Source organism: Mesorhizobium sp. NPDC059054, from assembly GCF_042739215.1.
In the GTDB taxonomy this organism is placed as follows: Bacteria; Pseudomonadota; Alphaproteobacteria; order Rhizobiales; family Rhizobiaceae; genus Mesorhizobium.
Genome location: NZ_JBHYHV010000015.1, coordinates 1 through 10,566 on the forward strand (window position 1 = coordinate 1; position 10,566 = coordinate 10,566).

General features: G+C 67.0%; 8 protein-coding genes. 2 read left to right on the forward strand and 6 right to left on the reverse strand.

Features of this window, described 5'->3' with window-relative positions; all coding sequences use genetic code 11:
- Positions 1-137: 137 nt before the first annotated feature.
- The 5 genes from araD to ytfQ form a co-directional block, all read right to left on the reverse strand.
- The gene (gene araD, locus ACFWXH_RS31115) at positions 138-1,898 is read right to left on the reverse strand and encodes an L-arabinonate dehydratase (RefSeq protein ID WP_379125293.1); all 1,761 of its coding nucleotides are present in this window, start codon (positions 1,896-1,898) and stop codon (positions 138-140) included.
- A complete protein-coding gene (gene yjfF / locus ACFWXH_RS31120; protein ID WP_054312423.1) occupies positions 1,895-2,872 on the reverse strand; it encodes a galactofuranose ABC transporter, permease protein YjfF in 978 nt (325 codons plus the stop codon). The genes araD and yjfF overlap by 4 nt, the downstream gene beginning before the upstream one ends.
- Complete coding sequence (locus tag ACFWXH_RS31125; protein ID WP_379125294.1) at positions 2,872-3,870, reverse strand: ABC transporter permease; 999 nt, start codon at positions 3,868-3,870, stop codon at positions 2,872-2,874. The genes yjfF and ACFWXH_RS31125 overlap by 1 nt, the downstream gene beginning before the upstream one ends.
- Positions 3,867-5,384, reverse strand: a complete 1,518-nt coding sequence (locus ACFWXH_RS31130) for a sugar ABC transporter ATP-binding protein (RefSeq protein WP_379125295.1) — start codon at positions 5,382-5,384, stop codon at positions 3,867-3,869. The genes ACFWXH_RS31125 and ACFWXH_RS31130 overlap by 4 nt, the downstream gene beginning before the upstream one ends.
- Positions 5,385-5,800: 416 nt before the next feature.
- Positions 5,801-6,754: a galactofuranose ABC transporter, galactofuranose-binding protein YtfQ gene (gene ytfQ, locus ACFWXH_RS31135; protein WP_379125299.1), complete on the reverse strand. Its 954-nt coding sequence runs from the start codon at positions 6,752-6,754 to the stop codon at positions 5,801-5,803.
- Between the two features lie 146 nt (positions 6,755-6,900).
- Here ytfQ and ACFWXH_RS31140 point away from each other — a divergent pair, with 146 nt between their 5' ends.
- Positions 6,901-7,839, forward strand: coding sequence for a LysR substrate-binding domain-containing protein (locus ACFWXH_RS31140; RefSeq protein ID WP_379125296.1), 939 nt, complete (start codon positions 6,901-6,903; stop codon positions 7,837-7,839).
- Between the two features lie 386 nt (positions 7,840-8,225).
- Here ACFWXH_RS31140 and ACFWXH_RS31145 read toward each other — a convergent pair whose 3' ends face one another.
- Positions 8,226-8,681, reverse strand: coding sequence for a cupin domain-containing protein (locus tag ACFWXH_RS31145; protein WP_379125297.1), 456 nt, complete (start codon positions 8,679-8,681; stop codon positions 8,226-8,228).
- Between the two features lie 119 nt (positions 8,682-8,800).
- Here ACFWXH_RS31145 and ACFWXH_RS31150 point away from each other — a divergent pair, with 119 nt between their 5' ends.
- Positions 8,801-10,336 carry a winged helix-turn-helix domain-containing tetratricopeptide repeat protein gene (locus ACFWXH_RS31150; protein ID WP_379125298.1) on the forward strand — a complete coding sequence of 512 codons (1,536 nt, stop codon included), beginning with the start codon at positions 8,801-8,803 and terminating at the stop codon, positions 10,334-10,336.
- Positions 10,337-10,566 lie beyond the last annotated feature (230 nt).

The following is a 10,566-nucleotide window of genomic DNA, read 5'->3' on the forward strand; positions in this document are numbered from 1 at the left end:
ATCCCCTCTCTTGGATTTTCTACGACTTAGCCTGCGCCGCCCTGCGGGCGTGCTCGTCTAAGATCGTGAAAATCCTTTCTCCCCCGCAAGGGGGGAGATAACGGCGCGCGCCACCAGCGTCGACACTCCCCCCGACCTCAATGCGAATCCTTCGGCACCGCATTGCCGCGGCAGCCGCGCAGGAAGTCGAAATCGGCGCCGGTGTCGGCGCCGGTGACGTGGTCGTGATAGAGCATGCCATAGCCACCGGTGGGGCGGGTCGGCGGGTTTTGCCAGGCCGCCAGCCGCGCCGCGATCTCCTCATCGGGCAGGTCGAGATGCAGGCGGCGGTTCGGCACGTCGAGCTCGATGAAATCGCCGTCGCGCACGATCGCCAGCGGGCCGCCGGCTGCAGCCTCGGGGCTGGTGTGCAGCACCACGGTGCCATAGGCGGTGCCCGACATGCGCGCATCGGAAATGCGCACCATGTCGGTGATGCCTTTCTTCAGCACCTTGGGCGGCAGGCCCATATTGCCGACCTCGGCCATGCCCGGATAACCGCGCGGGCCGCAGTTCTTCAGCACCATGATGCAGCTCTCGTCGATGTCGAGGTCGGGGTCGTTGATCTTCCTCTTGTAGTCGTCGATGTCCTCGAAGACGACGGCGCGGCCACGGTGGACCATCAGCGCCGGCGATGCCGCCGACGGTTTCAGCACCGCGCCGCTGGGCGCCAGGTTGCCTTTCAGCACGGCGATGCCGCCCGCCGCCGTCAGCGCCTTTTCGGTCGGCAGGATGACGTCCTCGTTCCAGTTGCGGACATCCTTGACCTCATCCCAGACGCTCTCTCCCGACACCGTCAGCGCATCCTTGTGAAGCATGCCGGCTTCGCCCAGCCGCTTCAGCACCACCGGCAGCCCGCCGGCGTAGAAGAACTCCTCCATCAGATATTTGCCCGACGGCATCAGGTTGACGATGGTCGGCACGTCGCGGCCGAGCCTGTCCCAGTCGTCCAGCGTCAGGTCGATGCCGACCCGGCCGGCCAGCGCCAGCAGATGCACCACGGCATTGGTCGAGCCGCCGATGGCGCCGTTGGTGCGGATGGCGTTCTCGAAGGCCTCGCGGGTCAGGATGTCGGAAGGCTTGAGGTCGTCCTTCACCATCTGCACGATGCGCCGCCCGGTCAGCTGCGCCATCACCCGGCGGCGGCTGTCGACGGCCGGGATGGCGGCGTTGCCCGACAGCGCCATGCCGAGCGCCTCCGCCATCGAGGCCATGGTCGAGGCCGTGCCCATGGTGTTGCAGGTTCCGGTCGAACGGCTCATCGCCTGCTCGGCTTCCAGGAACTCCGCCTTTGTCATCGTGCCGGCCTTGATCGCCTCCGACATCTGCCACAGCGCCGTGCCCGAGCCGACACGCTCGTTGCGGAACCAGCCGTTCAGCATCGGGCCGCCGGTGACGGTGATCGCCGGCAGGTCGACCGAGGCGGCGCCCATCAGCAGCGACGGCGTGGTCTTGTCGCAGCCGACCATCAGCACCACCCCGTCGATCGGCTGGGCGCGGATGGTCTCCTCCACCGCCATGGCGGCGAGGTTGCGGTACATCATCGCCGTCGGGCGATAGGTGTTCTCCGAGGCCGAGAACACCGGCACTTCGTGCGGGAAGCCGCCGGCCTCCCAGATGCCCGCCTTCACCTTTTCCGCCAGCTCGCGCAGATGGCCGTTGCAGGGGGCGAGGTCCGACCAGGTGTTGAGGATGCCGATGACCGGCCTGCCGTCGAACAGGTCGTGCGGGTAGCCCTGGTTCTTCAGCCAGCCGCGATGATAGATGTTGTCGCGCGAGGTGCCGCCATACCATTCCTGCGAACGCAGCCGGCGCGGCCAGGGTGCCGGTTGGAACGGGGTGCGTGTCTCGGTGGTCATGCTGTTTTCCTGTTTGCGGCGCCGCGGTCGCCGGCCAGCACCAAGAGGCGCTGCAATGCGATGAAGGCGAAGAGCAGGATGCCGACGACGATCTTCGTCCACCAGCTCGACAGCGTGCCGTCGAAGACGATGTAGGTCTGGATCAGGCCCTGGATGACGACGCCGAAGAAGGTGCCCGCCACCAGCCCGACGCCGCCGGTGAGCAAGGTGCCGCCGATCACCACGGCGGCGATGGCGTCGAGCTCGACGCCGACGGTGGCCAGCGAATAGCCGGCCGAGGTGTAGAGCGAGAAGACGACGCCGGCGAGGCCCGACAGGAAGCCCGACAGTGCATAGATGCCGATGGTGGTGCGTGCCACCGGCACGCCCATCAGTTCGGCAGACTGCCGGTTGCCGCCGATGGCGTAGACATAGGAGCCGAAGCGCGTGTAGTGCGCGATCACGATACCGGCGGCGAAGACCGCGAGCATCAGGCCGCCGATCAGCGTCAGCCGGCCGCCGCCCGGCATCAGCACATACATCTTCTGCACGGCCGAATAGAAGGCGTGGTTGATCGGGATCGAATCCGTCGCGATCACGAAGGCCATGCCGCGCGCCAGGAACATGCCGGCGAGCGTCACGATGAAGGCCGGCACTTCGAGATAGTGGATCGCAGCCCCCATGGCGGCGCCGAAGGCGGTCGACACCGCCAGGGCGATGGCGAAGGCGGCGAGCGGATGCACGCCGTACCAGCTCACCAGCACCGAGATCAGCACGCCGGTGAAGGCGATCACCGCGCCGACCGAAAGGTCGATGCCGCCGGACAGGATGACGAAGGTCATGCCGACCGCCGCGATGCCGAGAAAGGCGTTGTCGGTCAAGAGATTGCCGGCCACGCGGGTGGAGGCCATGTTCGGGAACTGGAACACGCACACCGCATAGGCCAGCGCGAAGATGACCAGCGTGGCGAAGAAGGGCGTGAGGCGCGACGACATCATGTGCGCTGCGCCTTGCTCTCGGGAAGGGCGCGGGTACGTACGAAGAAGCGCCCGACGGATGCCGACTGCGCCAGCAGGATGACGATGATCACGATGGCCTTGACGATGAGGTTGTATTCGGGCGGGAAGCCGGAGATGAGGATGCCGGTGTTCATGGCCTGGATGATGACGGCGCCCAGCACCGACATCAGGATGGAGAAGCGGCCGCCGAGCAGCGACGTGCCGCCGATCACCACCGCCAGGATGGCGTCGAGTTCCAGCCACAGCCCCGCATTGTTGGCGTCGGCGCCGCGGATGTCGGCCGTCACGATGATGCCGGCGACGCCCGCGCAGAAGCCGCAGAAAGCGTAGACCAGGATCAGCAGCAGGCGGCTGTTGATGCCGGCATAGGTCGAGGCGCTGCGGTTGACGCCGAGCGATTCGATCAGCAGGCCGAGCGCGGTGCGCCGCACCACCAGCACCGTCAGCACCGTGAGCGCCGCGACGATGGCGACTGGCATCGGAAAGGCGAGGAAGGTGCCGGCGCTGAAGGCGGTGAGGCCGGGATCGTTGAAGGTGACGATCACGCCCTCGGTGACCAGCTGTGCGATGCCGCGCCCGGCGACCATCAGGATGAGGGTGGCGACGATCGGCTGCAGCTCCAGCACCGCCACCAGGAAGCCGTTGAGCAGCCCGCAGGCGAGGCCGACGCCGAGTGCGGCCAGCACCACCACCGGCAGCGGATGGCCGGCCATGATCATGGTCGCGGCGACCGCGCCGGCCATCGCCATGACGGCGCCGACGGAGAGGTCGACGCCCTTGGTGGCGATCACCATCGTCATGCCGATCGCCAGGATCGCCACCGGCGCGCCGCGGTTGAGCACGTCGATGAGGCTGCCGAACAGGCGCCCGTCCTGCAGGCGGATATTGAAGAAGCCGTCGAAGGCCATCCAGTTGAAGAACAGGATCAGCGCCAGGCAGGCGAGCTGCGGCGCGGCGCGTTTCAGGCCGCTCATGCGCCGGCTCCTTCGCTGGCCGCTATGGTGCGCATGATGGTGCCGGTGCTGATCTCCGCTCCGCTGAGGTCGCAGATATGCTCGCGGTCGCGCAGCACCCGCACCCGCGTCGAATAGGCCATGATCTCCTCGATCTCGGAGGAGATCACCACCAGCGCCAGCCCTTCCGCGCAGAGCCGGTTGATCAGCTGGATGATCTCGGCGTGCGCCCCGACATCGATGCCGCGGGTCGGCTCGTCGAGGATGAGCAGGCGCGGCTCCGTCGCCAGCCAGCGCGCCAGGATCACCTTCTGCTGGTTACCGCCCGACAGGAGCTTCACCGGCTTCTCGATGTCGGTGGTGCGGATGTCGAGCGCCTTGACGAAGCGATCGGCAAGCTCCGCCTGTTCGCGGCTCGACATGCGTTTCAGCCAGCCGCGCCGTGCCTGCAGCGCCAGCGCGATGTTCTCGCGCACCGAGAGGTCGCCGATGATGCCGTCGGCCTTGCGGTCTTCCGGGCAGAGGCCGAAGCCGAGCCGCACCGCCTCGCGCGGCGAGGTGATGCGAACGGTTTTGCCGTCGACGGTGGCCTTGCCGCTGTCGGCATGGTCGACGCCGAACATCAGCCGCGCCGTCTCGGTGCGGCCCGAACCCAAGAGGCCGGCGATGCCCACCACTTCGCCCGGCGCGATGGCCAGGTCGAAGGGCGCGACGGAACGCGACAGGCCATAGGCCGAGAATTCGATGGCAGGGGCCGTGCCGGCGGCCGGCGGGGCGCGATGGCCGTGTTCGGTCGCGGCTTCGAGCGCGCGGCCCAGCATCATCGAGACGAGCTCCATGCGCGGCAGCGCCGCTCTGTCGCGCGTTCCGACCAGGCGGCCGTTGCGCAGCACGGTGATGCGGTCGGCGACGGCATAGACCTGGTCGAGGAAATGCGTGATGAAGACGATGCCGAGCCCGCGCTCGCGCAGCTTGCGCATGACGCCGAACAAAAGCTGCACCTCGTGCCGGTCCAGGCTGGCGGTCGGCTCGTCGAGGATCAGCACCGAGCCCGACATGTCGACGGCGCGCGCGATGGCGACGAGCTGCTGCACGGCGACGGAGAAGCTGGCCAGCGGTGCTTTGACGTCGACGTCGATGTCGTATTGCGCCAGCAGGGCCTTCGCCATGCGGTTCATGGCGCCGGCATGGGTCAGCCCGAAACGCTTCGGCTGCCGGCCGATATAGAGGTTTTCGGCGACGCTGAGATTGGGCAGGAGGTTGACCTCCTGATAGACCGTGCCGACGCCCAGCTTCTGCGCATGCAGCGGGTCGCGCACGTCGACCTGTTCGCCGTTCAGCACGATCGTGCCGGCATCGGGCCTATGCACGCCGGTGAGCACCTTGATCAGCGTCGACTTGCCCGCGCCGTTCTCGCCGAGCAGCGCATGGATCTCGCCCCTGCGCACGGAAAAGTCGACATGTTCGAGGGCCTTGAAGCCGAAGAAGCTTTTCGAGATGTCATGGGCGCTGAGAAGCGCATCGGTTTCGCCCACACCGTCCTCCAGTCAGCGCATGGATATCGTGTCGGAAGGGGAGAGTGGGCGAGGCGCTGGTGCACCCCACCCGACTCTCACCCCCAACTGCTGGGCAATCGCCACTCGCGGCGACATGAAGCAGGGTCTGGATCGCCGTGCCTTCTTCCACGTTCCGGAATGGATCCCCGACACTCTCCAGTCGCTTCGCTCCCTGCGAGGTCGAGGATGACGCAGGTTGTGATGCCTCGGCTCGATTTCGGCGTTGATGGTGGTGCCAAGGCTGGAGATTGGCCGAAGCGCTCTTCCAAGCTCCGTCATCCTCGACCTCGCAGGGAGCGAAGCTCCCGAAGAGTGTCGGGGATCCATTCCGGAACGCGGAAGGGAATGGCTCCGCAGAAGCACCACCACATGCGATTGCCCTGACTCCAACCCCGTCAGTAGCCGAGGCCCTTCTTCTCCTCATAGACCTTCATCGGATCGTCGGCCTGCGTGTAGAGCTTGGACTCCGTGATGATGGTCTTCGGCGGCACGGTGCCGTCCTTCTTCAGCTTCTCCAGCGCGTCGAAGGCGGGGCCGGCCATGTTGGGGGTCAATTCCACCGTCGCGTTGGCTTCGCCGGCGGCGAGCGCCTTGAAGATGTCGGGCACGGCGTCGATCGACACGACCTTGATGTCGGTGCCCGGCTTCAGCCCGGCTTCCTTGATGGCCTGGATGGCGCCGACCGCCATGTCGTCATTATGGGCATAGAGCGCGCAGATGTTCTTGCCGCCATTCTCCGCCTTCAGGAAGCCTTCCATCACTTCCTTGCCCTTGGCGCGGGTGAAGTCGCCGGTCTGGCTGCGGACGATCTTGATCGACGACGTGCCGGCGATCGCCTCCTCGAAGCCCTTCTTGCGGTTGATGGCCGGCGACGAGCCGGTCGTGCCCTGCAGCTCGACGACGTTGCAGTCCTTGCCGGCCTGCTCCTTCACCAGCCATTGCCCGGCGACCTTGCCTTCCAACACCTGATCGGATGCCACCATGGTGGTGTAGAGGTCTTCCGGGCCGTCGATGCCGCGGTCGAGCAGGAAGACCGGGATGTTGGCTTCCTTGGCCTCGGTCAGCACAGCCTCCCAGCCGGTCGCGACGACGGGCGCCACGAAGATGGCGTCGACGCCCTGCGCGACGAAGCCGCGGATCGCCTTGATCTGGTTTTCCTGCTTCTGCTGGGCGTCGGCGAATTTCAGGTCGACGCCGCGCTTTTCGGCCTGCTGCTTGGTGACGCTGGTCTCCGCCGCGCGCCAGCCCGATTCCGAGCCGATCTGCGAGAAGCCGACGGTCAGGCCGGCCGCCTGGGCCGAAGCGCCGATGATGAGGGATGCCGCCGAGGCGAGCAGAATAGTCCTGATGGTCCTTGTCACTGGTTCCTCCCGAGTGAATGCGACGGGTCGCGCTCCACCCGCGAGCCCGGCCGCTATCAAGGCTTTCCGGGTCATAACCGTCAAATCATCATTAGGCATCTTCATATACCGGAATTGGTAAGATAGAAGGGCGCATGAAGTTCCAGTATCTGAAGCTGAACCAGCTGCGTTTCGTCGATGCCCTGCGCCGCCGGGGAAGGCTCGGGCTCGCCGCCGAAGAACTGCACATGTCGCAGCCCGCCGCCTCGCGCATGCTGGCCGAGATCGAGGGCCTCGTCGGCCAGCCGATCTGCGCGCGCAACGCCCACGGCGTCGTCTTCAACGAGCTCGGCCAGGCGCTGGCGGCGCGTGCGCATCGGGTGATCCACGAGATCGACCAGCTGCGGCGCGACCTCACCGAGCTGGTCGACGGCAGCCACGGCAAGGTGCGCATCGGCGCGGTCACCACCGCCGCCGTCGCCTATGCCTTGCCGGCGGCGATCGGCCTGCGGCGGCTGGCGCCGCGCATGGAGCTGCAGGTTGACGTCGAGCCCAGCGTGACGCTGATGCGGCGCATGCGCGCCGGCGACTACGATTTCGTGCTCGGCCGGCTGACCGAGCCCGAGGACCGCACGCGGTTCGACGAGCGCCAGATCGGCGCCGAAGCGGTGAAATTCGTGGTGCGCGAAGGCCACCCGCTGGCCGGGCGCGGCCGGCTGCGCCTGGCCGACCTGGCGCGCCACGACTGGGTGGTGCAGCCGGTCGGCACGCCGATCTGGTCGGCCCTGGCACGCGGCTTCGTCGATGAGGGCACGCGCTTTCCCGAAAGCGTGACCTATACCGCCTCGGTGCTCCTGACGCTCGCCGCGATCTCGCGCACCGACGCCATCGCCCCGCTGGCCGAGGACGTCGTGCACCTGCTGGCCTCTCCGGCGCTCGCCACCCGCATCGCCATCCTCGACATGGCCAACCCGATCTTCGTGCCGGATCTCAGCATCATCACCCTGCGCGACAACGCGCTCTCGCCCATTGCCTCGCGCTTCCTCAACCTGATCGAAGGCGAGATCGCGGCGAAGGGTGGTCTTGGTGGGTGAGGGGGCGCCCTTATCTCCCCCCTTGCGGGGGAGAAAGCGATTTCAGCATCTTAGACGAGCACGCCCGCAGGGCGGCGCAGGCTAAGTGCTGGAAATCGCAAGAGAGGGGATATGCCCGCACAACGCTGATCAGTTCGGCTTCGAGGCAGCCTGCCTCGAAGCTGGAATTCTGTCTGCGAGCGACGACAGTTGCGAGAGGTCTCGGCTGAATATCCCCTCTCTTGGATTTTCTACGACTTAGACTGCGCCGCCCTGCGGGCGTGCTCGCTAAGATCGTGAAAATCCTTTCTCCCCCGCAAGGGGGGAGATAGAAGCGTCGCGCCCGCGCCCCGCAAGGGGAGAGATAGAGGCGCTGCGCGCCAGCCCCCTGGGGAGATAGAGGCGCCTCACCCCGTCAACGTCGAAAGCTGGTCCGTGTCGAACCGGTCGCGCAGTGCGGCGAGTGCTTGCGGGTCCGGCGCGCCATGGGCGGCCAGCCCCGCCAGTTCCTCGAAATAATGCTCGTGGCCGGGCGGCGAGACGGTCATCAGCACGCGGGCCGGCCTGTCGCCGACATTGGTGATGTTGTGGCGCACGCCGGGCGGGATGAACAGGAAGGTGCCGGCCGTGGCGTGGACGGTCCTGTCGCCGACATGCCACACGCATTCGCCTTCGAGCACATAGAAGGTCTCTTCCTGCACGCGGTGCACATGCATGCCGGTGGCGAAGGCGGGCGGGATCGTCCAGTCGAACATGCTGGTGTGTTTCGTGTCGGCGCCGGTGACGAGGAACGTCATCGGATGGCCGCGCAGCATGACCCCTTTCGTCTCGTCGGGCATGCGGATGACTGGGGTGGCGCTCATCGTGATCCTCCATCGTTCGCGATGACAAGGACGGCATGATGATCCCGCCCGGCCGGCAAGTCGTGAAGCCGTTGCGAAATGATTGCGAAAAAGCCGCAAAACGGTATCTGCTTTGCGGGATGGCAACACGCTTCGCGTTCGGCCCTTTCCGTCTCGACACCGGCGCCCGGATCCTGTTCCGCGGCGTCGAGCCGCTGCCGCTCGGCCAGCGCGCCGTCGCGCTCCTGGCGCTGCTTGTCGAGCAGGCAGGCGCACCGGTGTCGAAGGACGCGCTGATCGAGACGGCATGGCCCGGCCAGGCCATCGAGGACAGCAATCTGACGGTGCAGATCGCAGCGCTGCGCAAGGTTCTGGAGGAGGCCGCGGACGGCGCCCAATGGATCGAGACGCTGCCGCGGCGCGGCTACCGTTATGTCGGCCCCGCCGTCGAGGCTGCCGGGCCGGTTGCCCAGCCCGTGCCCGCCTTGCCCGCCAAGCCGTCGATCGCGGTACTGCCTTTCACCAATCTCAGCGGGGATCCCGAACAGGACTATTTCGCCGATGGCGTCGTCGACGACATCATCACCGGCCTGGCGCGCATCAACTGGCTTCTCGTCATCGCGCGCAATTCGACCTTCATCTACAAGGGCCGCGCCGTGGACGTGAAGCAGGTGGGCCGCGAGCTCGGCGTGCAGTACGTGCTGGAAGGCAGCGTGCGCCGGGCCAACGGCAGCGTGCGAGTGACCGGCCAGATGATCGATGCCGCGACCGGCGCGCATCTGTGGGCCGAACGTTTCGACCGCAGCTCCGACGACATCTTCGCCTTGCAGGACGAGATCGCCCTGTCGGCGGTGGGCGCCATCGCGCCCTCCCTGCGGCGCGCCGAGATCGACCGGGTGAAGCGCAAGCGGCCCGACAGCCTCGACGCCTATGATCTGGTGCTGCGGGCGCAGCGCGATGTCGATTCCGGCATGCCGGATCAGGTCACCCGGGCGCTGGTGCTTCTGGAGCGCGCCATCGACCTCGAGCCGGATTATGCGCTGGCGCACGGCAACGCCGCCATGTGCCACCATTGCCTGTTCCTGCGCGCCGGCCTCACCGAAGCGAGCCGCGCCGCTTCCATCCGTCACGCGCGTGCGGCGATCCTGCACGGGCAGGACGATGCCGCCGCGCTGACGCTGGCCGGCTTTTCCATCGGCATGGACGGGCACGACCGCAAGGCCGCCTTCACCGCGCTGGAAGCCGCGCTCGCCATCAGCCCGTCCTCGGCGCTGACCTACATTCTGGGCAGCGTGCTGCTCGGCTGGGGCGGCGAGGCGGAGCGCGCCATCGAATGGAGCGAGCGCGGCATGCGGCTCAGCCCCTTCGATCCCTGGGCCTTCGCCGCCTTCGACGCGCAGGCGATGAGCCACCTGCTGCGCGGCCGCTACGAGGAGGCCGCAGCTGCCGCCTACAGGTCCGTGCAGGCCAACCCGGCCCACTCCATCACCTATGTCCAGCTCACCGCCGCCTTGGCCAAGCTCGGCCGGCTGGACGAAGCAAGAAGCGCCGCCGCCCGCGTGCGTGAACTCCACCCCACCTTCCGCTACAGCCGCCAGTTCGCCGCCGTGAACTGCGCCCCGGAACTGGCGCACTGCCTCGGCGAGGCGCTGGCGATGGCGGGGCTGGCGGAGTGATAGGGGAGGCGACGTGAGGGGCGCAGCGCCAAATGAAGTCATCATCGACTTCGAAGCGGCCAGCGGAAGCGGAGAGTGTCGGGAATCCATTCCGGAAGTTGAAAATTTGGCGCCAGAAGCGCCGGCATCTCTATCTCCCCCCTTGCGGGGGAGAAAGCGATTTCAGCATCTTAGACGAGCACGCCCGTTAGGGCGGCGCAGGCTAAGTGCTAGAAATCGCAAGAGAGGGG